Below are 25,370 nucleotides of genomic sequence, written 5' to 3' on the forward strand. Positions count from 1 at the left end.
CGGATAGCGCCGCCTCTGCGGCGCTATCAATGTCTCAGCTCTACTGCGCGGCTTTCAACTCGCGCCGCCTGGCGTGCAACACCGGTTCGGTGTAGCCGTTGGGCTGTTCGCGACCTTTGAGCACCAGATCGAGCGCCGCCTGAAACTCGATGGAGTCGTCGAAACGGCCCGCCATCGGGACATAGGCGGGATCGCCGGCGTTCTGTTCGTCGACAACAGCCGCCATGCGTTTCATCGTTTCGACGATCTGGTCTTCGCCCACAATCCCGTGATGCAGCCAGTTGGCCATGTGTTGGGACGAGATGCGCAGGGTGGCGCGGTCTTCCATCAGGCCGATATTGTTGATGTCAGGCACCTTGGAGCAACCCACTCCCTGGCCGACCCAGCGAACGACGTAACCAAGGATGCCCTGCGCATTGTTGTCAAGTTCGTGCTGGATATCCTCCGGCGTCCAGTTCGGGCGATCGCTCACCGGAATCGAGAGAATGTCGTCAAGCTTCGCTTTCGGACGATCGCGCAGGCGCGCCTGCACATCGGCGACGTCGATCGCGTGATAGTGTGTCGCGTGCAGCGTCGCCGCCGTCGGCGAAGGAACCCAGGCGGTGTTGGCGCCGGCTTTCGGATGGCCGATCTTCTGTTCGAGCATCGCCGCCATGAGGTCCGGCATCGCCCACATGCCCTTGCCGATCTGCGCATGGCCGGAAAGCCCGCATTCGAGTCCGGTGTCGACGTTCCAGTCCTCATAGGCGGAAATCCATGGAGCCTGCTTCATGTCGCCCTTGCGGATCATCGCGCCGGCTTCCATCGAGGTGTGGATTTCGTCTCCGGTGCGGTCGAGGAAGCCGGTGTTGATGAAGAAGACCCGCTCCTTCGCCTCGCGGATGCACTCCTTCAGATTGACCGTGGTGCGCCGTTCCTCGTCCATTATGCCCATTTTCAGCGTGTTGCGGGCAAGGCCGAGAATATCCTCGATGCGCGAGAACAATTCACAGGAAAAGGCGACTTCTTCCGGTCCGTGCATCTTCGGCTTGACGATATAGACGGATCCCTCGCGCGAATTGCCGCGCCGACCGTTCTCGCCGATATCGTGCAGGGCGATCATGGCGGTGACGAGCCCGTCCATTATGCCTTCCGGAATTTCAGCGCCGTCGCGGTCGAGGATCGCGGGGTTGGTCATCAGGTGGCCGACATTGCGCACCAGCATCAGCGAGCGGCCGGGCAGGGTCAGCGTCTCGCCGTTGCGGCCGGTATAGGTGCGGTCTTCGTTGAGGCGGCGGGTGAACGTCTCGCCTCCCTTGCTCACCTCTTCGGCCAGATCGCCCTTCATCAGGCCCAGCCAGTTGCGGTAGACCACCGCCTTGTCTTCCGCGTCCACAGCCGCGACGCTGTCCTCGCAGTCCATGATCGTGGTCATCGCCGATTCGAGAATGATATCGGAAATGCCCGCCGCATCGCCGCTGCCGACCGCGCTGTCCGGGTCGATGACAATGTCGAGATGCAGCCCGTTCTTCTTCAACAGAATCGAATCAGGCTTTTCGGGAGCGCCTGTGTAGCCGGCGAATTGCGCCGGGTTGGAAAGACCAGCGGCGGAGCCGTCGGCAAGCGTGATAACCAGTTCGCCGCCGGCGACCTTGAGGCCCGTGACGTCCGTCCAGTCTCCGCCGATCGGAACCGAGCGGTTCAGGAAATCTCGCGCCCAGGCGATGACCTTGGCGCCGCGCACGGGATTGTATCCCTTGCCTTTTTCGGTGCCGTCTTCTTCGGAAATCGCGTCGGTTCCGTAGAGCGCGTCGTAGAGCGATCCCCAGCGCGCGTTGGCGGCGTTGAGCGCATAGCGCGCGTTCATCACCGGCACGACGAGCTGCGGTCCGGCGATGGAGGCGATTTCCGGATCAACATTGGCGGTGGCGACCGCGAATTCCGGGCCTTCCGGCACAAGGTAGCCGATCTCCTTCAGGAAGGCCTTGTAGGATTCGAGGTCGGTGGGCTTGCCATTTTCGCGATGCCAGACGTCGATGGTCTCCTGCAGTTCGTCACGCCGCGCCAGCAATGCGCGATTGCGCGGTGCGAGCTGGTGAACGAGGTCCGACAGGCCGCTGAAGAATCGATCTGCGTCGACGCCCGTGCCCGGAAGCGCTTCGTCAACGATGAAATCATGCAGTTCGCGGTCGATCGTCAGGTCGTGGAGTTCGACAGTCGCCATGGTGTTCTTCCTGCTTTGGAGGTGAAAAAGATGCGCAGAATATAGCGGAGGCGCCCCGGTCCCTGTCAATTTGGCAATAATGGATAACATCTGTTCCAATCAAGAAATAATATATTGCATTTGGCCCTCCCGAGGAAATGTCTTAAACTTTCCGGAGGATTATAATTGTCTGTGGCTGGGGGGCCGCGTGTCCGACATTTTCAACCTCGACCTCTTCCTGAAATTCGCCATAGCGCTTGCAGCGCTTCTCAACCCGTTGCTTGGGGTGCCGGTCTTCCTGAAGATGACAAACGGTTTCCCGCCCGCGGAGAAACGCAAGGTCGCGCATGTGGTCGGCGTCACCATATTCGCCGCCTGCGTTGTAATACTGCTGATCGGTGAAGAGATACTGGCGTTTTTTGGCATCAGCATCCCGGGATTTCAGATTACCGGCGGCATCGTCATTCTCGGTCTCGGGTTGTCCCTGATCCGGAGCGATGACGGCGAGGCGGTGTCAGATCAGGGACAACCGGCTGAAGAGCGCCCGCGCCGCAACATCGCCGTCGTGCCGATGGCGATCCCGATCATGCTCGGACCCGGCGCCATCACGACGATCATCGTTTTTACTCAGCTCATGAACGACACGAGCGAACTGGTGACGATGGTTCCGGTTGTGCTGCTGATCAGCGTGATGGTGTGGTTGGGCCTGCTCTTTGCAGACGTCATTTCGAGGACCCTGGGCGATACGGTTATCAATATCGTGACGCGATTGATGGGGCTGGTGCTGGCTGCTGTCGCCGTCGAAATGCTTGTGGCCGGCATCGTCGCCTTTGCGAAACTGCACTTTCCGGCGCTGGTCGCCGGCGGGTGAGTCGCCCTTCCTGGATTGTGTGCTTGCGGGCGAACGAGTGGAGCAAATTTGACAATAGAGTCCCGCACGACGCGAACTTGTTTTTCAAATGTCAAACTACAAGCCCCAATAAAAACATTATCAGACTGGTGGTTCTGAAGATTCCGACATTTGCTCCAGGACGACCCGCATCGGGATGCAAATGCCGGAAGCGCACCACTAGTGCCCCCAAATCTAAAGTTCCTGTATGAGACAGCTGCTACAATGTAAGGAACTTCAAATCCACCACACTAGGAGAAGACGACCTGCATGTCGGTGTATTCGGCAAGACCTTCTTCGCCGAATTCAACGCCCAGACCGGATGATTTCACGCCGCCAAACGGCGCATTGGGCTGGATGGCCCCATGCTTGTTGACCCAGACCGAGCCGCATTGCATGTCCCGTGCGATCGCGCGGCCGCGTTCGATATCCGAAGTCCAGACAGAACCGCCCAGGCCGTTCTTGCTGTCATTGGCGGCGGCGATCGCTTCGTCCAGATCCCGGTATATGATGACCGGCAACGCCGGACCGAACTGCTCTTCGTCCACCAGGGGATCGCCGTTGTTCAGTTCCGCCACTATGGTCGGCGGGAAGAACAGGCCGTTGCCGGGTTCTCCGCCAAGCAGCGTGCGCCCTCGCTGCCTGGCGTCGTCGACAAGGCGCTTTACCTTGTCGAATTGCGTCTTGTTTTGCACCGGCCCCAGAACGGAGTTCTCGTCGAGTCCATTGCCCATCGGTATGGTTCGGGCGAAATCAACCAGCGCGGCGCACACTTCGTCATGAATGTCCTCGTGCACATACAGCCGTTTCATGGCCGCACATGTCTGCCCGTTGTTGATGAACGCGCCCCAGAATAGGCCTTCGGCGATCGCGGCGGGATCGACGTCCGGCAACACGACGCCAGCGTCATTGCCGCCCAGTTCCAGGGTCAGGCGCTTCATGGTCGTGGCGGCGGAGGCCATGATCTTCTCACCGGTAGCGCAGGATCCGGTAAAGACGATTTTCCGGACGCCGGGATGCTCGGAAATCGCCGCGCCGAGATTGAACGTTGCGTCCTCGCCGGAAATTGCGTTCACGACGCCCGCGGGCAGCACCTCGTTCATGATCTCGACCAGTCGCAAGGTCGCCAGCGGCGTATAGGGCGAGGGCTTGATGACGATCGTATTGCCGGTCCTGAGCGCCGGCAGAATGTGCCAAACGGCGATCAGCACCGGAAAATTCCACGGGGTGATGGAGCCCACGACCCCGATCGGTTTGCGGTGCAGCTCCACCCGTCCCTCGTTGTCGTCCTGCAATGTCTTGACCGGCAGCGATAATCCCGATGTGTGGGCGGCCCAGGCTCCCGCTCCCGCCAATTCCCAACGCGAGCCGAGCCCGTTGAGCGGTTTGCCCTGCTCGAGCGTGATGATCTGCGCGAGTTCTTCGGCGTGTTCGCTGATTTTTTCTGTGACAGCCTCGCAGGCCTCCCGCAGTTCGCTGTCCGGGCGGCGGGACCATGAGACGAATGCGTCGGACGCCGCTTCCACGGCTTCGTTGAGATCGTCGAGGGTCGCCGCCGGCGCCTCTCCGGCAATGCCGCCTGCTGGATTTGCGACTTCAAAGACAGAGGCCGCGCGTCTGGCGTGGCCGTTAATGGTCATGTGATAGGTCAAGTTATTCCTCCCCGGAAATGTTTCAGGCGTAAGCGCCGGAGCGCAATTCAGTTTGCAAGCGCATGATACCGGCTGGAAAAAAACACCAGCGGTTCAGCTTCGTCCTCATGGGTGCAGGCGCAAACGGCTCCAATGAGCAGGGTGTGATCGGCGACGGTAACGAAGCGCGTCGCTTCGCAGTCGAAATAGGCGATCGCATGCAATAGCTTGGGCATGCCGCCAGTGGGTTCGAACTCCGGCGCCGGCCCCGATGACGGCCGGCCTGCAAAATGAATCGACAGGTCCTTCCCGAACGCCGGCAGAATGTTGACGGCGAACTTGCCCGTGCTGCGTATGGCCTCGAGCGTACGACCTGTCTTGATGGAAATCAGAACAGTCGGAGGCGCCAGGCTGACGGAGGTGAAGCTGTTCGCCGTCATGCCGATTCTCTTGCCGGCTGCATCGACTGTGGTGACGACGGTCACCCCCGTCGTGAACCGCGAGACAGCTTGACGGAACTGCGAAAGTTCGGGATGTTCGATCATCTGAGGTCTCTAGACCTCAATCGGGAAGTGAAAGATCTGTGCGCCTTTCGGCGAGTAGTTCGCGACATCCTGCGCGACCTCTCCGCCGACGCTTGATTCCATCGCTGCGCCCATCGCTGCGCCGTCGTCGAAATAGGCCTGGAAGATGCAGAATACGTTGCCGCCGCCGACTGCGTCGGGATAGGCGTAATGATAGCGTGTTAAGCCGGGCAGCCTGGCGGCCAATGGCAAATGCTTTCCTTCGTAGTAGGTTTTGAAAGCTTCCGGGTCGTCCGGATGGGGATAGATCACGGTCAGACAATGCATGGATATGACCTCTTCTTATTCGGCCGCTCTGGCAGTGGCGGATCGCTCGATCCAGGACCGGATGCGCGTCGGCGAAGACAGATTGTCCCACTGGCGTTCCGGCCAGTTGAAGTTCTCGGTGAATTCGTCGCACAAAGCCTTGTTCTGGCTCATCGCGCCCAGAAGCATCTGCATTTCTTCAGACGGCGGCGGCATCATGAGATTGCTCCAGCGGGCGGCTCCGAGGCAGCGGTCGTTGCGCGCCATGTCGACATGTTCGACGAAACGTCGGTCGAGTGAAGGCGCCTTCATGATTTCCTCGCCCATCACGAACGCCGCATAGGAGGCAATATTGGCGCCCTGGCCGGTGACGGGATCCACCGTCACATGGACATCGCCGAGCGCAACGGCGAACTTGCCATTGTCGAACTCGACCGAGGTCTTGCGCACTGTCGGAACCAGGCCGCCCTGCAGCAGGTCATTCGGTTGACACAAATCGAACCGGGTCGTGTCGATACGATCGTAGACGGCCGGGTGATACTGTTCGAGACCCTCGAGCACTATCTGGCGGAAGGCGGCGGGTCCGTCGTCATATTTCGTTGTGACCGTCTGCTCGAGCGGCCCACCCGGAACGTTCTCCATCAGGAGAGCTGTTCCGATCCCATCGAAAGTTATCGTCGGAATGACGATCAGTTCGCCGGCGCCGGGGCTTAACGACAGGGTCACGTTCATGGGGTCGGTATGCCTGACGCCGGAATAGAGTCCGACGCTCAGCCGCCGTTGCGGCTGCTGGAACGGGCTTTCATCCGGATTGTGGCTGAAGATCGCCCCGAGAGGGCCTTTTCCGGTCGACACGACAAGCAGATCGAAGCGGTCCACGAGGGCGGCGATATCATCTTCCTCAATACGGCCATATTCGATGACGCCGCCCCGGTCGGTGAAATCCTCCATCAGCGCCGGAAGATAAATCCGGTAATCCACGGCGCGGGAGGGTTTGGAGAAATGGCCTGAAAAATTGAGCGGCGAGCCCGGAATATTCAGCCAGTGGTCGTGATAGTAGTAATGCTGATTCTGATCGGGCCAATGATTGATCCCGAGCGCCTCCTCGCGCGCTAGCGTTGTGTGGTGATGCGCGACAGTGTTGAGAAGCCGTCCCTTTGCAAGTTCCTTCGGCGTGCGGTCGGTGATGATCGTTGCGTCGACGCCTCTTTGCTGTAGGTATAGTGCAAGGTGCAGGCCGGCGATCCCTGCGCCGACGATCCCTATCTTGTGCATTGTTTTCCTCCCTCTGACAGGAAAGATTTATTGCAGTTTCAGCCAATCAGAAATAGCATGAAAAAGATAAATCATATTCCATTTAGGAATAAATATGGATAGGCTTGACTGCATTGAAACCTTCATCAACGTGCTCGAAAGCGGCAGTTTTTCGGCCGCCGCCAAGCGCATGGGCACCACGCAGTCGACCGTCAGCAAGCGTATCGCAATGCTGGAGAACACATTCGGCACATCTCTCTTCCTTCGCACGACACGGCGCTTGACGCCGACAGAGGACGCCCATCGCGTATACGAACACGCTCGCGACATCGTGGACGCCTATCAACTCACTCGCGCCGCGGCGAGCAATGCGTCTCCGATTCCCGCCGGAACACTGACGTTTAGCGCGCCGTCCTCCATGGGGCGGCATCTATTGATGCCCATCGTGCGCGACTTTCAAAAAAGATATCCGGCGATCATTCTGGATATCCGCCTGACGGAGCGCCACGTGAATCTCGTCGAGGAAGGCATCGAGATGGCGTTGCGCATCGGCGAACTGGAGGACAGTTCGCTGCGCGCCCGCAGCCTTGGCCGCATACGCCGATATGCCGTGGCCAGTCCCGACTATCTCCGGTTTCAGCCGGAGATAACCGAGCCCTCTGACCTGTCATCGCATGCCTGTCTCGGATATTCGCGTTTCGGCGCGCCGACGACATGGATATTCGAGGGCGAGAGCGGCCGCCATGTGGTCAATGTGGAATGCGCGATGAAGCTTGACGACGCCGATACGCTGCAGTCGGCCATTCTGCTCGCAATGGGCGTCGGTGTATTGCCGGGATGGCTGGTCCAGCCGCGCGTCGAGCGCGGAGAACTGGAAATCGTGCTGCCCGACTACACGGCGCCGAGCCTGCCCTTCAACGCCATTTATCCGGATCCAGGGCGGTTGTCGTTGCGGGCCCGGACTTTCCTCGACTTTGTGGCGGCGCATCGCGCCATACTGATATCGGCTGATGGCGGTTACGGCTCAGGTGAGCCATAGACCGACAAGTCCGGCCGTGCCGACGATGATGCGCCACCAGGCAAACACCATGAAGCCGTGCCTGGAAACGAAGTCGAGCAGGCCGCGCACAACAAACACGCCAGAGATGAACGCCATGATGAATCCGACGGTGATCGTCGTGACGTCATCTAAGCTCAATAGCGCGTAATTCTTGTAGAGATCATAGGCGAAGGCGCCGGCCATGGTCGGCATGGCCAGAAAGAACGAGAACTCCGCCGCCGAGCGCTTGTCGGTCCCCATGAGCAGCGCGCCGGCGATCGTCGAGCCTGATCGCGACGTTCCCGGAATCATCGCCAGGCACTGGAAAAGGCCGATCTTGAAGGCGAGCGACGGCGGATAGTCCATCACGTCGGTGTAGATCGGTTCGCGCTTCAGGCGGTCGACCGCCATCAGCACGAAGCCGCCGAGTATGAGCACGATGCAGATCAGCAGCGGCGTTTCGAACAGCACCGTCTTGATAAAGCCGTGCGCCATCACGCCGATCACCGCCGCAGGCAGGAAGGCGAGCAGGATCGAAAAGACGAAGCGCCGCGCCTTGGCGCTTGACGGAAGCTGCATGGCGAGCGTCGTCAGCCGCGTGAAGTAGACCGACAATATGGCGAGCACGGCGCCGAGCTGGATCAGCACCTCGAAGGTCCGTCCGGTCGAGTGGAAGCCGAGAAAATGTCCTGCAAGCAGGAGATGCGCTGTGGACGAGACCGGAATGAATTCGGTGAGACCTTCCAGGAGGCCCAGAAGCGCGCCGATCAGTGTCTGTTCATCCATGCGGAAGCCTGTCGCCTATCCAGGTGAAACGGTCGGAACAACAAGCTCCGTTTGCGGGCGTCACGCGAATCCTGTAACCAGACCCCTGGCTGGAAGAAGCATCGCTTGTAACGCCGGTTTCGAGTCCCTATAGCTTTTTTTCGCCGGATTGCGCCAGTTAAAATCCGGAGAATGTTTCAGTTTCACAAGATACGCTGAATGCCAACGCTCTATCATCATCCAGTCTCCGCCGCCTCACGCTTTATCCGGCTGGTTTTCCGCGAATACGCGATCGAGGCGGAGCTTCTCGAAGAGCGGCCGTGGGAGCAGCGCCGCGATTTCCTGGCGCTCAATCCGGCGGCCACACTACCCGTCTATGTCGATGAATCCATGCACGCGATCTGCGGCGCAGGTGTGATCGCCGAATATGTCGATGAAACCCGTGGCGCACTCAAGCGCGACCGGCGGCTTCTGGGAGACAATGTCCTCGAGCGCGCCGAAGAGCGCCGCCTGATGGACTGGTTCCTTCTGAAGATGGACAATGACGTCACCCGGCATCTGGCGCGAGAGCGGATCCTGAAGACCATCATGTCGAAGGAGCATGGGGGCGGCGCGCCCGATTCAAAGGCGCTGCGCATGGCGCGCAACAACATCAAGCAGCATTTGCGATATCTCGACTGGCTTGCCGGATCGCGCAACTGGCTTGCCGGCGACAAGATGAGCTATGCGGATCTCGCCGCCGCCGGCGCGGTCTCGGTGCTCGACTATATTGGCGAGATCAAATGGGACGACGCGCCGCAGGCGCGTCAGTGGTATCAGCGCATCAAGTCCCGCCCGTCATTCAGGCCCCTGCTCGCCGACAGAATCCGCAACCTGCCCCCGGTCTCGCACTACGCCGATCTGGATTTCTGACCATGGGCGAGACGGCGCGAAAATTGATGCGGCCGGACGAGCGCAAGGCCTTCCTCGTCGATCTGGCCCGGTCGGAGGGATTCGACGTTGCGCGGGTGGTGCGGCCGGACGCGATTTCGGATCGCCCCAAGAACGCGCTCCAGGCATTTGTCGCGAAGGGGTATCACGCCACGATGGATTGGATGGAAGAGACCGCCGAGCGCCGCGGACACCCGCGCAGCCTGTGGCCGAACGTGCGCTCCATTCTGATCCTCGGCATGAATTACGGCCCGGACTCCGATCCGCTGGACGTCCTCGAGCGCCGCAGCAATGCGTCGATCTCGGTCTATGCCCGCCACCGCGACTATCACGACGTCATCAAGGGACGGCTGAAGACCATCGCGGGCCGGTTTGCGGCGCGCACAGGCGCCGAAGTCAAGGTTTTCGTCGATACGGCTCCGGTCATGGAAAAGCCGCTGGCTGAAACGGCCGGCGTTGGTTGGCAGGGCAAGCACACCAACCTGGTCAGCCGCGATTTCGGCTCCTGGCTGTTCCTCGGCTCAATCTTCACCGCCGTCGATCTGCCGCCAGACGATCCGGCCTCGGATTCCTGCGGCTCGTGCCGCGCCTGTCTGGATATCTGTCCGACCAACGCCTTTCCGGCGCCCTACCAGCTCGACGCGCGACGCTGCATTTCGTACCTCACCATCGAGCACAAAGGGCCGATCCCGCTCGAATTCCGCGAGGCGATGGGCAACCGCATCTACGGATGCGACGATTGCCTGGCCGTCTGTCCGTGGAACAAGTTCGCCAACACGGCGCGCGAGGCGAAATTGCAGGCCAGGGAAGACCTCAATGCGCCCCGGCTCGCCGATCTGGCCGTCCTCGACGATCCGGCGTTTCGCAAGCTGTTTTCTGGCTCGCCGATCAAGCGCATCGGCCGGGATCGTTTTGTGCGCAATGTCCTGATCGCCTGCGGAAACTCCGGCGATCCGGATCTCGTTCCTCCCTGCGAGACGCTGCTCGACGACGCGTCGCCGGAGGTGCGCGGCGCAGCCGTCTGGGCGCTGTCCAGACTCGTATCGTCTGACAGGATGCAGCGGCTTGCCGACAGGGTGGAAACGGATACATCCGTTATTGCAGAGTGGCGACACGCAACCGGGCGCCTGTCCCCGCTGCACTGATGGAACAAGGCATGGATCTCTTCATTCTCGGCGCCGGGTTTTCCGGCCAGGAAATTGCGAGGCGCATGGGCGGCGCAGCCCGGATTACCGGAACCAGCCGCGCGGTGGACAGTTTCGACGCTCTGCGGGCAGCCGGGATTGATCCCGTTCTCTTTGACGGGGAAACCCTGTCGGGAACGCTACTGGAGGCGCTCGCCCGGACGACGCATCTCGTCCAATCGGTGCGCCCGAACGAACGCGGCGATCCGCTGCTGCGACTGACCGGCGGAAACTTGACGCGCTTCATGCCGAAGCTGCAATGGGTCGGTTATCTCTCCACGGTCGGCGTCTATGGCGATCACGACGGGGCCTGGGTGATGGAAGAGGCGCCGGGAAAACCGGTCAACGAACGCTCGCAATGGCGTGTTGAGGCCGAACAGGGCTGGCTGGAGTTTTCAAAGCGCTCCGGTCTGCCCGTCGCGATTGCGCGGCTGGGCGGTATCTATGGTCCCGGCCGCAATACGTTGGTCAAGATCGATCGGGGCGAGGCCCGCCGGCTTGTAAAACCCGGCCAGGTCTTCAACCGCATCCATGTCGCCGATGTGGCGGGCGCGGTGGACCATCTTTCAAGAACGCATTCAAGCGGTCTCTGGAATGTCGTCGACAACGAACCGTGCCCGCCGCAGGACGTGGTGACATTTGCCTGCAAACTGATGGGCGTCGAGCCGCCTCCCGAAATCGCGTTTGAAGACGCCGACCTCACCCCGATGGCGCGCTCCTTCTATGGCGACAACAAACGCGTCTCCAATGCAAAACTCAAGGAAAGCGGCTACAGCTTCCGTTATCCGGATTACCGCGTCGCATTGAAAGCCATGTTGTCGGACGGAAGCTGGCGGGGCTAAGCGATCACGCCTCCCTTCGCGCGGTGGGCTTGGCGCCTACTGGATTTAGGATCAGGTCCGCGATGATGAAACAAGGCGGGTCATATCGCCAAATATCTCACGCGCAATCTGCTGCAATTCTATAGGTTTGACGACTTTGCAGCCTTCCCTCATTACCTTGTCCCGGCCCCCGAGCCGGGATCTATGCGGCCTGTCGGGTCGTAGAACATAGCAGGAACTTTTAGACTGCATTTTTCCACGATTCGTGCTATAAAACGCTCTGCCGGCCGGAGAGGTTTCGGCGTCTCTGATGTGCATCGGGTGTCAAAAACGCGGATTCCCGAAACAAAGCCAACCATGAAAAATATGGATTCCCGAAACAAACCCAGATTCGCCAACCTTGAATTTTCAGATTCCCGAAACGAAGCCAGATTTCAAAACACCCTTGAAATCGCAAAATCCCGAAACAAAGCCAGGAACTATAATAAGCTAATGAAAACAATCGTGTAGGAAATAGTACAGGCCGAATGATCAGCTATTCCGGCGCGCCGCCCAAATGTGCGAGCAGTTCCGTCACGTTGCTGACCTTGAACTTTTTCAAAAGCCGCGACCGGTAGAACTCGACGGTTCTTGGAGAAATATCGATCTGGCGCGCGATCTCCTTGCTGGTCCGCCCGTTGCTCAATTGCGTGATGATCTGGCGTTCACGCACCGACAGCGACACATAGGGACGGTGGACGGAAATATCGGCGTAGCTCAGTATCGTCCGCCGCAGCGGGTCGTCCGGCGTCGGGCTGTGCGCCCGGACCCGGCACCAGAACAGGCTGCCGTCCTTGCGCGGCATGATCCGTTCGTCGCTGTATGGCTTGCCCTCGCGCAGCGTTCGCAAACCGATATCGCGCATCTGCTCGAATTCCTCGTTCGAGGCGTAGAGCAAGCGGAAGGACTGGCCGATGAGTTCGCGCTTATCGTAGCCAAAAATAGTGGCGAACGTGGTGTTGCAGGCGCGGATCACGCGGTCTTCGGTCAGCACAATGCCGACAGGCGCCAGTTCAAAGGCCATATCGCTGAGGGTCTGAAAGCTGTCGGGTGCGTCCGAATTCATCACGTTTCGTAGTATCACGGTATTGCGGCCTTCCGCCCTTGGCGAAAATATCCCCTTCTTTATATCGACAAACGGGGAAAAGCACATGGGAGTGGCGCAATCCGTCCGCGGTTCGTATCTCGATCTGATCGACGCGCGTCGCGACGAGCTCATTGCCCTCACGCAGGACCTGATCCGGATTCCGACCCTCAATCCGCCGGGGGAAGCCTATCTTGAAATCTGCGAATACCTCGCCGAAAGGCTGAAGAAGCGCGGTTTCGAAACGCAGTTACTGCGCGCCGAAGGCACGCCGGGCGACAGTGACCGCTATCCGCGCTGGAACGTGATCGCCCGCCGCGAGGGCGGCGTTCCAGGCAAGTGCGTGCATTTCAACTCCCACACGGATGTCGTTGAAACCGGAAAGGACTGGACGAAGGATCCTTTCGGCGGCGAACTCGAAGACGGAAAAATCTACGGACGCGGCGCCTGTGACATGAAGGGCGGGCTCGCCGCCTCGATCATAGCCGCGGAAGCCTTCATCGACGCGCGCCCGGATTTCGCCGGCGCGATCGAGATTTCCGGAACGGCGGACGAGGAAACCGGCGGCTATGGCGGTGTCGCCTGGCTTGCCGAGCAGGGATATTTCGATCCGTCGCGCGTTCAGCACGTCATCATTCCCGAACCGCTCAACAAGGACCGTATCTGTCTTGGCCATCGCGGCGTGTGGTGGGCGGAGATCGAAACAAAGGGCCACATCGCCCACGGATCGATGCCGTTTCTCGGAGACTGCGCCGTGCGTCACATGGGCGCCGTGCTTCAGGAGTTTGAAACCACGCTATATCCTGCGCTCGCCAACAAGCACACCGCCATGCCGGTCGTGCCCGAAGGCGCGCGCCAGTCGACGATGAACATCAATTCCTTCCATGGCGGCCAGGCCGAACCGGAAGCCGATTTCACAGGATTTCCGTCCGCCTGTGTGCCGGATTCCTGTCGCATGATTGTCGACCGGCGCTATCTGATCGAGGAAGACGCTGAAGAAGTGCGTCAGGAGATCGTCGATATTCTCGACAAGCTTGCGAGCGAACGCGACCGCTTTTCCTACGAATTGCGGGAATTGTGGCAGGTAAGCCCGACCATGACCGACGAGGACGCCCCGGTCGTGCGCTCTGTCTCCAAGTCAATCGAGCAGGTGCTGGCGCGCAAGCCGGAATACGTCGTCTCGCCCGGCACCTACGACCAGAAGCATATTGACCGCATCGGACGCTTGAAGGACTGTATCGCCTACGGGCCCGGCATTCTCGATCTCGCCCACCAGCCCGATGAATGGGTCGGTGTCGACGACATGATTGATTCGGCCAAGGTAATGGCGCTGTCTCTGGAAGATCTTCTCGGCGCTTGAAGTCGCAGGGCGGGCGCAGTAACAATCTTCAATAAGCGAAAAATAACAGGGAACTACAGGAGAACCGATTATGCAGACACACATCAGGGCATTCGCCATCGCCGGAGCGTTGGTCGTCTCGACGGCGTTGACCCCGGCCGCATTCGCCGCCGACACGGAAGTCACGCTCGGCGCTCAGCTCGAGCCGCCGAATCTCGATCCGACAGGCGGCGCGGCCGCGGCGATTGACGAAGTCACCTACTCGAACGTCTTCGAAGGGCTGACCCGTTTCACCTCCGACGGCAGCGTCGTGCCGGGCCTCGCCGAATCCTGGGAAATCTCTGACGACGGCAAGGTCTATACCTTCAAGCTGCGCGAAGGCGTGAAGTTCCACGACGGATCCGACTTCACTGCCGAAGACGTCAAGTTCTCACTCGATCGCATAAATGCGGAAGAGTCCACGAACGCCCAGAAGGCGCTCTACGCGGATATCGAATCGGTCGAGGTGGTTGATCCTTCAACCGTCAAGGTTACGCTTTCCAAGCCGAACGGCAGCATTCTCTTTAATCTTGCCTGGGGCGACGCTGTCATTGTCGCGCCGGAAACGGCCGCCACGAACGCCACCAATCCGGTTGGAACCGGCGCCTTCAAGTTCGACGACTGGGTGGAGGGCGACCATATCGACCTCGTGAAAAACCCGGATTACTGGGGTGAGCCGGCGAAGCTCGAAAAGGTCACCTTCAAGTTCATCTCGGACCCGAACGCAGCCTTCGCTGCGGTGATGGCGGGCGACGTCGATTCCTTCATGCCGTTCCCGGCGCCGGAAAACCTCGCCCAGTTCGAAGCCGATCCGCGCTTCAACGTGGTCGTCGGTTCGACGGAAGGCGAAACCATTCTCTCGACCAACAACAAGCAGCCGCCCTTCGACAATCCGAAAGTGCGTGAAGCCCTGGCCCACGCCATTGATCGCAGCGCCATCATCGACGGCGCAATGTTCGGCTATGGAACACCGATCGGCACCCACTTCGCCCCGCATAACCCCGCCTATGTCGACCTGACGTCGCAGTCGGACTTCGATCCGGAAATGGCGAAGAAGCTGCTGGCAGAAGCCGGTTTCGCGGACGGCTTCACCACCACGCTGAAACTCCCGCCGCCCTCCTACGCCCGCCGCGGCGGCGAGATCATCGCCGCGCAGTTGCGCGATGTCGGCATCGAGACCGAGATCAGCAATCTGGAATGGGCGCAGTGGCTGGAACAGGTCTTCAAGGGCAAGGATTTCGGTCTGACGATCGTCTCGCACACGGAACCGATGGATATCGGCATCTATGCGCGTCCGGACTACTATTTCCAGTATGACAGCCCGGAATTCCAGAAGATCATGGAAGACCTCAACAATACGACCGATCCCGCAAAGCGGACCGAACTGCTTCAGGCGGCACAGAAGAAAATCGCCGACGATTACGTCAACGGCTATCTCTTCCAGCTCGCCAACACCGGGGTTGTCAACGCCAAACTGAAGGGCATCTGGCCGAACCGTCCGACCCAGGCGAACGACATGACGTCGGTCTACTGGGAAGACTGAGCCACAAGCACCTGAACGGGAGCCCGAACGGGCTCCCGTCTTTTCATTATCCGATTTGAATTCATGCTCCCATTCCTGGCCAGACGCATCGGATCTCTCGCGCTCAGCCTGATCGCGGCCAGCATCGTCATTTTTCTGGTCATTGAGGTTGTCCCGGGCGATCCGGCGTCGTTCATGCTCGGCCTCAACGCCGCGCCAGACACGGTCGCCGCCCTGCGCGAAAGCCTCGGCCTCGATGCGCCCGCCTTCATCCGCTACTGGGAGTGGATCACCGGCATGTTCCGTGGCGAGTTCGGCACGAGCTACACCTACAAGGTGCCTGTCGGCAATCTGATCGCCGATCGTGTCTGGGTGTCGCTGCCGCTGACGATCTACGCTCTGACTCTGTCGACGCTGATCGCCTTTCCTGTGGGCGTGCTCGCCGCCGCAAGACGCAATTCGCCGACAGACGTGTCGATCATGGGCGTGACCCAGCTCGGCATCGCCGTCCCCAATTTCTGGTTCGCCATGCTGCTGCAGCTTGTCTTCGCCGGCATCCTGCGCTGGTTTTCCGCCGGCGGCTTTCCCGGCTGGGACGCCGGCTTCTGGGCAGGCATGAAGGCGATGACGCTGCCCGCCGTGGCGCTCGCCCTGCCTCAGGCTTCTATCCTCGCCCGTGTCATGCGTTCGTCGCTCCTCGACACGCTCGGCGAAGATTTCATCCGTACTGCGCGCGCCAAGGGTCTCAGCCGTCGCCAGGCGCTCTGGCGTCACGCCATCCGCAATGCGCTGATTCCGGTGCTCACCATCATTGGCCTGCAGTTTTCCTTCCTGCTCGCCGGCGCGATCATCATCGAACGGATCTTCTATTTTCCGGGCATGGGCAGTCTGATATTCCAGGCGATCACCCAGCGCGACCTGATTGTCGTGAAAAGCGCGGTGATGCTGCTCGTCTTCGCCGTCATTCTCGTGACCTTCCTGGTCGACGTGACCTACGCCATCGCCGATCCGAGGCTGAGGAGGGGGCGGTCATGAGCGACATGTCGCTGAATTCCCGACCTACATCGGGCCTTCTCGGCGCGGCGCTGCGGTCGCCGAGCTTCATGATCGGCTTTCTCCTGACGCTGCTTTTCGTCCTTGCGGCCGTGATTTCCTTCTTCTGGGTTCCTTACGACGTCACGGTTCTCAACATTCCGAACAAGCTGAAGCCGCCGTCGCTCGAACACTGGTTCGGCACCGACATCTTCGGGCGGGACATCTTTTCCATGATCATGGTCGGCGCCCGGGTTTCGATTGCGGTTGCACTTGTCGCCGTCGGCATCGGCATTGTCGCCGGCGTGCCGCTGGGGCTGCTTGCGGCCGCGCGCCACGGCAGCCTGCTCGACGAAGTCATCATGCGCGGCAACGACCTCGTCTTCGCCTTTCCGGCGCTCTTGATCGCCATCATGATCACGGCTGTCTTCGGCCCCGGAGCGATCAACGCCATCATCGCCATCGGCATTTTCAATATACCGGTTTTCGCCCGGCTTGCGCGTGGCGCAGCCCTGTCGCTCTGGACGCGCGATTATGTGCTGGCCGCCCGCGTCGCCGGCAAGGGCCAGGCGCGGATTTCCGCCGAACATATTCTGCCCAACATCCTCAATCTGCTGATCGTCCAGGGCACAATCCAGTTTTCGCTGGGCATTCTCGCCGAAGCCGGACTCGCCTTCGTCGGTCTCGGCACGCAGCCGCCGCTGCCGAGCTGGGGCCGCATGCTCGCCGAGCACCAGACACTTTATGCGTTGGCGCCGCAGACCGTCATCTTTCCGGGTCTTGCCATCGTGCTCACCGTCCTCGGCCTCAACCTGATGGGCGATGGTCTGCGTGATATTTTCGACCCCCGGCTGAGAAGGGCGCGCTGATGTCCCTGCTCGAAATCGATAAGCTGAACCTCTCGATTTACGGATTGCCGATCCTGCTCGACGTCTCCCTCTCTCTTGAGGCCGGCAAGGTTCTGGGCATTGTCGGCGAATCCGGCTCGGGCAAATCGATGACGGCGATGAGCGTCATGCAGCTTCTGCCGGCCGGGTCGGAATGGTCCGGTCATATCCGGCTGGATGGAAGGTCGCTTGGCGATTGCAGCGAAAGGGACATGTGCGGGATCCGCGGCAACGATATCGGCATGGTGTTTCAGGAGCCGATGACGGCGCTCAATCCGGTGCAGACCATCGGCGACCAGGTGGCCGAGACGATCCTCATCCATACAGGCGCGTCGAAACGCGAGGCGAAGGCGATCGCCGGGGAAGCGCTCAATCGCGTCGGTCTGCCGGAGGACCGTTTTCCGCTCGACCGCTACCCGCACAACCTGTCGGGCGGCCAGCGCCAGCGCGTCGTCATCGCCATGGCGATCGCCCTGAAGCCGCGGCTGCTCATTGCCGACGAACCGACGACGGCGCTCGACGTCACCACCCAGGCGCAGATCCTGACCCTGTTGAAGCGGCTGGTCGAGGAAGACGACATGGGGCTGGTGCTGATTACCCACGATCTCGCCGTCGTCGCCGACATGGCCGACGAGATCGCCATCATGAAAGACGGAGAGGTGGTGGAGCAGGGAAAGACTGTGCCGCTGTTCCGACAAATGTCGCATCCCTACACGAAGGCGCTGTTCGATGCGTCCGGTCACGTGCCGGCGCGCAAGACTCACGAAATCGACGCAGCGAAACCGCCGGTCGTGCAGGTAGAAGACGTCATTCGCGATTACGCGTTGCCCCGCACGTCACTGTTTTCCGCGCCTGGCCGCTTTCGGGCTGTCGACAATGTGTCGCTAAAAATTGCGCGAGGCGAGAATGTCGGCCTCGTCGGCGAGAGCGGTTGCGGCAAGTCGACGCTCACCCGCGCCATCCTGGCGCTCGACGCGATTCAGGGCGGCGAGATTCGTCTCAATGGCGATAGTTTCTCCTCCGCCGGCAGCGGACCGGATCGTGACAGTCGCAGACAGGTTCAGGTCGTATTTCAGGATCCATACAGTTCCTTCAACCCGCGGCATCGGGTGGACCGGCTGATAACCGAGCCGTTTCATCTGCTCGACAATCCTCCTGCGGGCGACGAGCGTCGCCAGAGAATTGTCAGGGCATTGACCGATGTCGGTCTGCAGGCCTCGGACGCCGACAAATACATCCACGAATTCTCCGGTGGCCAACGCCAGCGGATCGCCATAGCCCGCGCGCTGATCATCGAACCGTCGCTGATCGTGCTCGATGAGGCGGTGTCGGCGCTCGATGTGTCGATCCGCGCCCAGATCCTGGACTTGCTTGCCGATCTGTCCGACCGGCGACAGGTGTCGTATCTGTTCATCTCGCACGACCTGTCGGTCGTGCGCGCAATTACCGATCGGGTGTTGGTGATGAAGTCGGGCAGGATTGTCGAGGAAGGGCCTACGGAAGAGGTCTTCCTCAATCCGCAACACGACTATACGAAGGAACTTCTGGCTGCGACGCCCATCCTTGACGTGGCGCTCAGCGCGCGCGAAAGGCGCGAAAGCAGCCGGAACCGCAGCGAGATCTAGGAGGATCGTCATGGAACGTCCCGACAATCCGGGCTTCAGCCCGGCCAAGTGCTTCATCGGCGGTCGCTGGATTGCGCCTGACGCGAAAGAGACGCTGCCCATCGAGAACCCGTCGACCGGAGAGACCATGGGCGAAATCGCCCGTGGCAAGGCGGCCGACATCGATGCGGCGGTGGCGTCGGCCCGCTCCGCGCTCGACGGCGAATGGGGCAAGCTTCCGGCGGCCGAACGGGGTCGCGTTCTTGCCCGCATTGGCAAGCTGGTGCTGGAACATGTCGATATGCTCGCCGAGCTGGAAACCGCGGATGTGGGCAAACCGCTCACCCAGGCGCGCAACGATGCGATCGCGCTTGCCCGCTACATGGAATTTTACGGCGGCGCCGCCGACAAGATCCACGGCGAAACCATTCCCTATCTCGACGGCTACACCGTCTACACGCTGCGCGAACCGCATGGCGTGACCGGTCACATTGTTCCCTGGAATTATCCGATGCAGATCATTGGCCGGTCCGTCGGCGCGGCCCTGACCATGGGCAACGCCGCGGTGCTGAAGCCGGCGGAAGAGGCTTGCCTGACGGCGATGGCCTTCGCCCGGATCGCCCAGGACGCCGGCCTGCCGGACGGAGCGCTCAACGTCGTGCCGGGTCTGGGCGAAGAGGCCGGCGCTGCGCTGACCGCCCACCCCGGCGTCGATCATGTTTCCTTCACCGGATCCGTCGCCGTCGGCAGGCTCGTTCAGGCGGCTGCGGCGCGAAACGTGGTTCCCGTCACGCTGGAGCTCGGCGGAAAGTCGCCGCAGATCGTTTTCGACGACGCAGATCTCGACAAGGCGCTGCCTTTCCTCGTCAACGCCGGAATCCAGAACGCCGGGCAGACATGCTCCGCCTCGTCGCGCATTCTCGCGCATCGTTCAATCTACGATCAGGTCGTGGAGCGGATGGGGCAGCGCTATGAGAGTTTGGAAGTCGGACCGGCCGCATCCGATCTCGACGTCGGTCCGCTGATTTCCGCCAGGCAGAAACAGATCGTCGAAGGTTTCGTCGGTATTGCGGAAGAGAGCGGGCTGAATATCGTTGCCCGCGGTCGTATTGTCGATGATGCGCCGGGCAAGGGCTATTACGTCGCGCCGGCTCTGGTCGACGGCGTCGCGCCCGGTCACAGCCTTGCGCAGGACGAGATTTTCGGCCCCGTCCAGGTCATCATCCCGTTCGACAGCGAAGATGAGGCGGTCGCTATCGCCAACGGCACCGATTACGGTCTGGTCGCCGGCGTCTGGACGCGCGACGGCGCGCGCCAGATGCGCATGGCGAAGGAGATCAGGTCCGGCCAGGTCTTCATCAACAATTACGGCGCCGGCGGCGGCGTCGAATTGCCGTTTGGCGGCGTGGGCCGGTCCGGCCACGGACGCGAAAAGGGTTTTGAAGCCCTCTACGGTTTTTCGGTCCTCAAGACCGTCGCCGCCCATCACGGATAAAGACAAGGGGAGTGAACACTATGCGGCTTGCAGGAAAATCGGCCATCGTGACGGGGGGCGCGTCCGGTTTCGGCGCCGGGATCGCGAGAAAATTCGTCAGTGAAGGCGCCCGCGTCATGATCGCCGACGTCAATAGCGAAGCGGCGGCGTCCTTCGCCGCTGAACTCGGAGACGCCGCCGTCGCGCAAGTCGTGGACGTGTCGAACGGCGAAAGCGTGGAGGCGATGACGCAAGCGGCGCTGAAAGCTTTCGGCGCGATCGACATCCTCATCAACAACGCTGGCGTCACGCATCTGCCGATGGCGATGGAAGATGTGTCAGAGGAGGATTTCGACAGGGTGCTGGCGGTCAACGTCAAGTCTGTTTACCTGACGGCGCGCAGCATCGTTCCGCACATGAAGAGCCGGGGTCAGGGCGCTATCATGAATGTCGCTTCCACTGCCGGCGTCAGTCCCAGGCCACGGCTCAACTGGTACAACGCTTCCAAGGGCTGGATGATCACGGCGACAAAGACAATGGCTGTAGAGCTTGCGCCGATTGGCGTCCGCGTCAATGCGATCGCCCCGGTCGCAGGCGAGACCCCGCTGCTGAAAAGCTTCATGGGCGAGGACACGCCTGAGATGCGCGCGAAGTTTCTTTCGACCATACCGATCGGTCGCTTCTCGACGCCGGAGGACATGGGAAATGCCGCGTGTTTCCTGTGCTCGGACGAGGCCGGCATGGTGACGGGCGTGATCATGGAGGTCGATGGCGGCCGCTGCATCTAGACCCGCCGCGCTTCGCACTTGACACCGGACCGTTTCGCTGGCTCCATTGAATTGGAGTAATTAAAATCTATGTCGATTCTAGCGACAGCAAAAATGCTCCACTCGTCGCTCCGCCTGTTGCCGGTCGTTCTCCACGACCGCTCGGACGGACCAGTAAATGACGCAGGACCCTGCGTCGTGTCAGTCAAGTATCGTTTCCTGGGAGGAAATCGATGGCAAGCTTAACAATGACGGTGAATGGGCGGAAAGTCAGCGGCGAAGCCGAGGACAGGACGCTTCTCGTCGAATTTCTTCGTTCCAATCTCGCGCTTACCGGCACCCATGTCGGTTGCGACACGTCGCAATGCGGCGCTTGCGTGGTGCATGTGGACGGCAAGGCCGTCAAGTCGTGCACGATGTTGGCGGCCCAGGCGTCCGGTTCGTCGGTCACGACGATCGAAGGTCTTGCGAATGGCGACGTGCTGCACCCGGTGCAGAAAGCCTTTCACGAGAATCATGGCCTGCAATGCGGATTCTGCACGCCGGGCATGATCATGGCGGCGGTCGACATGATCGAACGTCATGGCGGCGATCTCGACGAGGCGACGGTTCGCGCGGAACTCGAAGGCAATATCTGCCGGTGCACGGGCTACCACAATATCGTCAAATCGATCCTCGCTGCAGCCGCAGAAACCAGCGGCTCCAGACAGGCTGCCGAATAACCGGACAATTACGGGAGTCCGCTCACCTCCGTAACGTCCGGTTGGTCACCGGCGCGGCAGCGTGGAATCCGGACTCCGCACTGGAGCGTCATGCTCCGGATTTTGGAGGAGAAGTTCCATGGGAGTAGTAGAAGGAATTGGCGCCCGCGTTGCGCGCAAGGAAGACAGGCGCTTCATCACGGGCAAAGGTCGCTATACCGACGATATGAATGTCGTTGGCATGAAACACGCGATCTTCGTCCGCAGCCCGTACGCTCACGCCAGAATCAAGAGCATCGACAAAAGCGAGGCGCTGGCGGTTGAGGGCGTGATCGACGTTCTCGACGGCGATCAGCTTGCGGCCGACGGCATCGGCAATCTGATCTGCGGCTGGATGATCCATTCCCGCGACGGCTCTCCCATGAAAATGGGCGACTGGCGTCCGCTGGCTGGCGATACGGTTCGTTATGTCGGCGAGGCGGTCGTGATCGTCGTCGCCGAAACCAAGGCGATCGCGCGGGAAGCGTCCGAAAAGGTTGTGATCGACTACGAGGAACTGGACGCGGTCACTGATCTCGTCACGGCCGTCGAGGCCGGCGCGCCGCAAATCCATCCTGTGGCGGAAAACAATCTGGTCTTCGACTGGACGATCGGCGACGAGACGGCAGTGGAAGAAGCGATTTCGGACGCGGCCCATATCGTCGAACTGGAAGTGTCGAATAACCGGCTGATCCCCAACGCCATGGAGCCGCGGGCGACCCTTGGCCATTATGATCCGGGCGAGGATCACTATACCTGCTGGACGACGTCGCAGAACCCGCATGTGGCGCGGCTCGTCATGAGCGCCTTCTACAACGTCGCGCCGGAAAACAAGCTGCGCGTCATTGCGCCCGACGTCGGCGGAGGCTTCGGCTCCAAGATCTTCATCTATCCGGAAGAGATCGTCTGCCTGTGGGCCTCGAAGCGCACCGGCGTGCCGGTCAAATGGGTGGCGGACAGGACAGAGTCCTTCATGACGGACGCCCATGGACGCGACCATTTGTCGACAATCAAGATCGCCCTCGACGCGAACAAGAAGATCACCGCCTTCAAGATCGACACGCTCGCCAACCTCGGCGCCTACATGTCGCTGTTTTCGTCGTCGGTGCCGACCTATCTCTATGCGACGTTGCTTTCGGGTCAGTATGACATTCCGAATATCTTCGCGAATGTCCGCACGGTCTATACCAACACCACCCCGGTCGACGCCTATCGCGGTGCTGGGAGGCCTGAAGCCTCCTACCTGGTGGAACGCGCCATGGAGACGGCGGCGCGGCAGCTCGACATGGACCCGGCGGAACTGCGCCGCATCAACTTCGTGAAGACATTCCCGCACGAAACGCCGGTCATCATGACCTATGACGCGGGTGATTTCGAAGCGTCGCTGGACGTCGCTATGGAAGCCGCGGATTACGCCGGCTTCCCGGCCCGCAAGGCGGAGGCCGAAGCTCGCGGCAAGCTGCGCGGCATCGGTTTCAACTGCTATATCGAGGCCTGCGGCATCGCGCCGTCCAAGGCCGTCGGTTCTCTTGGCGCCGGCGTCGGGCTGTGGGAATCGGCCGAGGTGCGGGTCAACGCCGTCGGCACCATCGAGGTGCTGACAGGCTCGCACAGCCACGGCCAGGGTCACGAGACCACCTTCGCGCAGCTCGTCGCGGAACGCCTCGGGGTCGGCCTGGATTCGATCTCCATCGTCCACGGCGACACCGACAAGGTGCAGATGGGCATGGGAACCTACGGCTCCCGCTCGGGCGCAGTCGGCATGTCGGCGATCGCCGGCGCGCTCGACAAGGTCGAGGCCAAGGCCAAGAAGGTCGCCGCTCACCTGCTCGAGGCCGATGAAAGCGACATCGTCATCGAAAACGGCGAAGTCAAGGTCGCCGGCACCGACAAGAAGCTTGCATGGCACGAAGTTTCGCTTGCCTGCTACACTGCGCACAATCTGCCGGACGGCATGGAACCCGGGCTGAAGGAGACGTCGTTCTACGATCCGTCCAACTTCACCTTCCCGGCCGGCTGCTATATCTGTGAGGTCGAAGTGGACCCGGACACCGGAACCACGCAGATCATACAGTTCGTGGCGGCCGACGATTTCGGCAATATCATCAATCCGATGATTGTCGAGGGCCAGGTTCATGGCGGCGTCGCGCAGGGAATTGGCCAAGCCATGCTCGAAGGGTGCGCCTACGATCCGGAGTCAGGACAGTTGTTGACAGCCAGCTACATGGACTACGCCATGCCGCGCGCCCATGACCTGCCGTCCTTCAACGTCTTGACAACGACGACGCCTTGCCCCTCCAATCCGCTCGGGATCAAGGGTTGCGGCGAAGCAGGCGCCATCGGTTCGCCGGGAGCGCTCATCAATGCGATCACGGATGCGATCGGCAACAATGATCTTTCCATGCCGGCGACGCCCCAGAATGTCTGGGCCGCTCTGAACGCAAAATAGGAATTCGAGGGAAGGGTACTCACATGTATGCAACCAATTATCACCGGGCTTCCTCGCTTTCGGAGGCCGAACAGATGCTGGCGGCGGCCGAGGAAGGAAAATTGCTTTCCGGCGGGCAGACGCTCATTCCGACGATGAAGCAGCGGCTTGCCGCGCCGACCGACATCGTCGATCTGCGGCACGTCGCCGAACTCAAGGGCATTTCCGTCAGCGGCGGCGTTGTGAAGATCGGCGCCGGAACGACCCATGCGGAAGTCGCCGGTTCCGCCGATTTAAAAAACGCCTGTCCGGCGCTTGCCGGCCTTGCCTCCCATATCGGCGACCCGCATGTCCGACACATGGGAACCATCGGTGGATCGATCGCCAATAACGATCCCGCCGCAGACTATCCGTCAGCCATGCTTGCCCTGAACGCAACCATCTACACCAACAAGCGGGAGATTGCGGCCGACGACTTCTTTGTAGGCATGTTCGAGACGGCGCTTGGCGACGACGAAATCGTCACCGCCGTGTCTTTCGAGGCGCCGGACAGCGCCGCCTATCAGAAGTTCCCGAACCCGGCGTCGCGCTACGCCATGGCCGGGGTGTTCGTGGCGAAGAAGGGCGGAACGGTGCGAGTCGGCGTGACAGGCGCCGGATCGGACGGCGTCTATCGCGCGTCAGACATGGAGCAGGCGCTCGCCGGCAATTTCTCACCCGATGCGCTCGACGGCGTCACCGTCGATCCCGGCGACATGATGTCGGATATCCACGGCACCGCCGAATATCGCGCCCACCTCGTCAAGGTGATGGCGAAACGCGCAGTCGCCGCAGCCTGACCTGCCTCGACCGTCAATTGGAAACGGCCCGGTTGCAATGAGCACAGCCGG

Annotated in this window: 22 protein-coding genes; 15 read left to right on the top strand and 7 right to left on the bottom strand. The window is 60.9% G+C overall.

Annotated features, from left to right (window positions below; all coding sequences use genetic code 11):
- Nucleotides 1-40: 40 nt before the first annotated feature.
- Complete coding sequence (locus AAFN47_RS22040) at nt 41-2,203, bottom strand: malate synthase G (protein ID WP_499811420.1); 2,163 nt, start codon at nt 2,201-2,203, stop codon at nt 41-43.
- Between the two features lie 187 nt (nt 2,204-2,390).
- Between AAFN47_RS22040 and AAFN47_RS22045 the strand changes: the two genes are divergently transcribed.
- Nucleotides 2,391-3,053, top strand: coding sequence for a MarC family protein (locus AAFN47_RS22045; protein ID WP_499811421.1), 663 nt, complete (start codon nt 2,391-2,393; stop codon nt 3,051-3,053).
- A 269-nt stretch (nt 3,054-3,322) separates the two neighbouring features.
- Here the strand turns inward: AAFN47_RS22045 and AAFN47_RS22050 are convergent, their stop codons facing one another.
- The 4 genes from AAFN47_RS22050 to styA are packed head-to-tail and all read right to left on the bottom strand — an operon-like array spanning nt 3,323 to nt 6,807.
- Nucleotides 3,323-4,711, bottom strand: a complete 1,389-nt coding sequence (locus AAFN47_RS22050; protein WP_499811463.1) for an aldehyde dehydrogenase family protein — start codon at nt 4,709-4,711, stop codon at nt 3,323-3,325.
- Nucleotides 4,712-4,770: 59 nt separating this feature from the next.
- Complete coding sequence (locus AAFN47_RS22055) at nt 4,771-5,247, bottom strand: flavin reductase family protein (RefSeq protein ID WP_499811422.1); 477 nt, start codon at nt 5,245-5,247, stop codon at nt 4,771-4,773.
- 9 nt (nt 5,248-5,256) lie between these two features.
- Nucleotides 5,257-5,553 (bottom strand): EthD family reductase, encoded by a 297-nt coding sequence (locus AAFN47_RS22060; RefSeq protein WP_499811423.1) that lies wholly within the window; start codon nt 5,551-5,553, stop codon nt 5,257-5,259.
- 15 nt (nt 5,554-5,568) lie between these two features.
- Entirely contained in the window at nt 5,569-6,807 is a 1,239-nt protein-coding gene (styA, locus tag AAFN47_RS22065) for a styrene monooxygenase subunit StyA (protein ID WP_499811424.1), read from the bottom strand.
- A gap of 94 nt (nt 6,808-6,901) precedes the next feature.
- Here styA and AAFN47_RS22070 point away from each other — a divergent pair, with 94 nt between their 5' ends.
- Nucleotides 6,902-7,825, top strand: coding sequence for a LysR family transcriptional regulator (locus AAFN47_RS22070; protein WP_499811425.1), 924 nt, complete (start codon nt 6,902-6,904; stop codon nt 7,823-7,825).
- Here AAFN47_RS22070 and AAFN47_RS22075 read toward each other — a convergent pair.
- A complete protein-coding gene (locus AAFN47_RS22075) occupies nt 7,811-8,611 on the bottom strand; it encodes an undecaprenyl-diphosphate phosphatase (protein ID WP_499811426.1) in 801 nt (266 codons plus the stop codon). The genes AAFN47_RS22070 and AAFN47_RS22075 overlap by 15 nt on opposite strands.
- Nucleotides 8,612-8,809: 198 nt before the next feature.
- On the opposite strand from AAFN47_RS22075, the gene AAFN47_RS22080 reads away from it, so the two are divergent.
- From AAFN47_RS22080 to AAFN47_RS22090, 3 genes are read left to right on the top strand one after another with little or no spacing between them, the layout of a single operon-like run.
- The gene (locus AAFN47_RS22080) at nt 8,810-9,502 is read left to right on the top strand and encodes a glutathione S-transferase family protein (RefSeq protein ID WP_499811427.1); all 693 of its coding nucleotides are present in this window, start codon (nt 8,810-8,812) and stop codon (nt 9,500-9,502) included.
- A gap of 2 nt (nt 9,503-9,504) precedes the next feature.
- Nucleotides 9,505-10,665 (top strand): tRNA epoxyqueuosine(34) reductase QueG, encoded by a 1,161-nt coding sequence (queG, locus tag AAFN47_RS22085; protein WP_499811428.1) that lies wholly within the window; start codon nt 9,505-9,507, stop codon nt 10,663-10,665.
- A gap of 11 nt (nt 10,666-10,676) precedes the next feature.
- On the top strand, nt 10,677-11,546 hold the full coding sequence (locus AAFN47_RS22090; RefSeq protein WP_499811429.1) for an NAD(P)-dependent oxidoreductase: 870 nt from the start codon (nt 10,677-10,679) through the stop codon (nt 11,544-11,546).
- A 514-nt stretch (nt 11,547-12,060) separates the two neighbouring features.
- On the opposite strand, the gene AAFN47_RS22095 is transcribed toward AAFN47_RS22090, so the two are convergent.
- Entirely contained in the window at nt 12,061-12,630 is a 570-nt protein-coding gene (locus AAFN47_RS22095) for a LuxR C-terminal-related transcriptional regulator (protein ID WP_499811430.1), read from the bottom strand.
- 85 nt (nt 12,631-12,715) lie between these two features.
- On the opposite strand from AAFN47_RS22095, the gene AAFN47_RS22100 reads away from it, so the two are divergent.
- From AAFN47_RS22100 to AAFN47_RS22145, 10 genes are all read left to right on the top strand, one after another.
- Nucleotides 12,716-14,008, top strand: a complete 1,293-nt coding sequence (locus AAFN47_RS22100) for an acetylornithine deacetylase/succinyl-diaminopimelate desuccinylase family protein (RefSeq protein ID WP_499811431.1) — start codon at nt 12,716-12,718, stop codon at nt 14,006-14,008.
- A gap of 70 nt (nt 14,009-14,078) precedes the next feature.
- Nucleotides 14,079-15,569 (top strand): ABC transporter substrate-binding protein, encoded by a 1,491-nt coding sequence (locus AAFN47_RS22105; protein ID WP_499811432.1) that lies wholly within the window; start codon nt 14,079-14,081, stop codon nt 15,567-15,569.
- Nucleotides 15,570-15,632: 63 nt separating this feature from the next.
- Nucleotides 15,633-16,583 (top strand): ABC transporter permease, encoded by a 951-nt coding sequence (locus AAFN47_RS22110; protein WP_499811433.1) that lies wholly within the window; start codon nt 15,633-15,635, stop codon nt 16,581-16,583.
- Between the two features lie 5 nt (nt 16,584-16,588).
- Nucleotides 16,589-17,449, top strand: a complete 861-nt coding sequence (locus tag AAFN47_RS22115) for an ABC transporter permease (protein ID WP_499811464.1) — start codon at nt 16,589-16,591, stop codon at nt 17,447-17,449.
- Nucleotides 17,449-19,092 (top strand): ABC transporter ATP-binding protein, encoded by a 1,644-nt coding sequence (locus AAFN47_RS22120; RefSeq protein WP_499811434.1) that lies wholly within the window; start codon nt 17,449-17,451, stop codon nt 19,090-19,092. The genes AAFN47_RS22115 and AAFN47_RS22120 overlap by 1 nt, the downstream gene beginning before the upstream one ends.
- A gap of 10 nt (nt 19,093-19,102) precedes the next feature.
- Entirely contained in the window at nt 19,103-20,566 is a 1,464-nt protein-coding gene (locus tag AAFN47_RS22125) for an aldehyde dehydrogenase family protein (RefSeq protein ID WP_499811435.1), read from the top strand.
- A gap of 20 nt (nt 20,567-20,586) precedes the next feature.
- Nucleotides 20,587-21,333 (top strand): SDR family oxidoreductase, encoded by a 747-nt coding sequence (locus AAFN47_RS22130; RefSeq protein ID WP_499811436.1) that lies wholly within the window; start codon nt 20,587-20,589, stop codon nt 21,331-21,333.
- Between the two features lie 212 nt (nt 21,334-21,545).
- Nucleotides 21,546-22,034, top strand: a complete 489-nt coding sequence (locus AAFN47_RS22135; RefSeq protein ID WP_499811437.1) for a (2Fe-2S)-binding protein — start codon at nt 21,546-21,548, stop codon at nt 22,032-22,034.
- Nucleotides 22,035-22,152: 118 nt separating this feature from the next.
- Nucleotides 22,153-24,501, top strand: a complete 2,349-nt coding sequence (locus AAFN47_RS22140; protein ID WP_499811438.1) for a xanthine dehydrogenase family protein molybdopterin-binding subunit — start codon at nt 22,153-22,155, stop codon at nt 24,499-24,501.
- A 23-nt stretch (nt 24,502-24,524) separates the two neighbouring features.
- A complete protein-coding gene (locus AAFN47_RS22145) occupies nt 24,525-25,319 on the top strand; it encodes an FAD binding domain-containing protein (RefSeq protein ID WP_499811439.1) in 795 nt (264 codons plus the stop codon).
- Nucleotides 25,320-25,370: the final 51 nt, after the last annotated feature.

The organism is Hoeflea sp. CAU 1731, assembly GCF_039888615.1.
Classification (GTDB): domain Bacteria; phylum Pseudomonadota; class Alphaproteobacteria; order Rhizobiales; family Rhizobiaceae; genus Flavimaribacter.

Coding starts and splice junctions, on each gene's coding strand:
- AAFN47_RS22040 (WP_499811420.1), bottom strand. CDS start 2,203: ATGGCGACTGTCGAACTCCACGACCTGACGATCGACCGCGAACTGCAT.
- AAFN47_RS22050 (WP_499811463.1), bottom strand. CDS start 4,711: ATGACCATTAACGGCCACGCCAGACGCGCGGCCTCTGTCTTTGAAGTC.
- AAFN47_RS22055 (WP_499811422.1), bottom strand. CDS start 5,247: ATGATCGAACATCCCGAACTTTCGCAGTTCCGTCAAGCTGTCTCGCGG.
- AAFN47_RS22060 (WP_499811423.1), bottom strand. CDS start 5,553: ATGCATTGTCTGACCGTGATCTATCCCCATCCGGACGACCCGGAAGCT.
- styA (WP_499811424.1), bottom strand. CDS start 6,807: ATGCACAAGATAGGGATCGTCGGCGCAGGGATCGCCGGCCTGCACCTT.
- AAFN47_RS22070 (WP_499811425.1), top strand. CDS start 6,902: ATGGATAGGCTTGACTGCATTGAAACCTTCATCAACGTGCTCGAAAGC.
- AAFN47_RS22075 (WP_499811426.1), bottom strand. CDS start 8,611: ATGGATGAACAGACACTGATCGGCGCGCTTCTGGGCCTCCTGGAAGGT.
- AAFN47_RS22080 (WP_499811427.1), top strand. CDS start 8,810: ATGCCAACGCTCTATCATCATCCAGTCTCCGCCGCCTCACGCTTTATC.
- queG (WP_499811428.1), top strand. CDS start 9,505: ATGGGCGAGACGGCGCGAAAATTGATGCGGCCGGACGAGCGCAAGGCC.
- AAFN47_RS22090 (WP_499811429.1), top strand. CDS start 10,677: ATGGATCTCTTCATTCTCGGCGCCGGGTTTTCCGGCCAGGAAATTGCG.
- AAFN47_RS22095 (WP_499811430.1), bottom strand. CDS start 12,630: ATGAATTCGGACGCACCCGACAGCTTTCAGACCCTCAGCGATATGGCC.
- AAFN47_RS22100 (WP_499811431.1), top strand. CDS start 12,716: ATGGGAGTGGCGCAATCCGTCCGCGGTTCGTATCTCGATCTGATCGAC.
- AAFN47_RS22105 (WP_499811432.1), top strand. CDS start 14,079: ATGCAGACACACATCAGGGCATTCGCCATCGCCGGAGCGTTGGTCGTC.
- AAFN47_RS22110 (WP_499811433.1), top strand. CDS start 15,633: ATGCTCCCATTCCTGGCCAGACGCATCGGATCTCTCGCGCTCAGCCTG.
- AAFN47_RS22115 (WP_499811464.1), top strand. CDS start 16,589: ATGTCGCTGAATTCCCGACCTACATCGGGCCTTCTCGGCGCGGCGCTG.
- AAFN47_RS22120 (WP_499811434.1), top strand. CDS start 17,449: ATGTCCCTGCTCGAAATCGATAAGCTGAACCTCTCGATTTACGGATTG.
- AAFN47_RS22125 (WP_499811435.1), top strand. CDS start 19,103: ATGGAACGTCCCGACAATCCGGGCTTCAGCCCGGCCAAGTGCTTCATC.
- AAFN47_RS22130 (WP_499811436.1), top strand. CDS start 20,587: ATGCGGCTTGCAGGAAAATCGGCCATCGTGACGGGGGGCGCGTCCGGT.
- AAFN47_RS22135 (WP_499811437.1), top strand. CDS start 21,546: ATGGCAAGCTTAACAATGACGGTGAATGGGCGGAAAGTCAGCGGCGAA.
- AAFN47_RS22140 (WP_499811438.1), top strand. CDS start 22,153: ATGGGAGTAGTAGAAGGAATTGGCGCCCGCGTTGCGCGCAAGGAAGAC.
- AAFN47_RS22145 (WP_499811439.1), top strand. CDS start 24,525: ATGTATGCAACCAATTATCACCGGGCTTCCTCGCTTTCGGAGGCCGAA.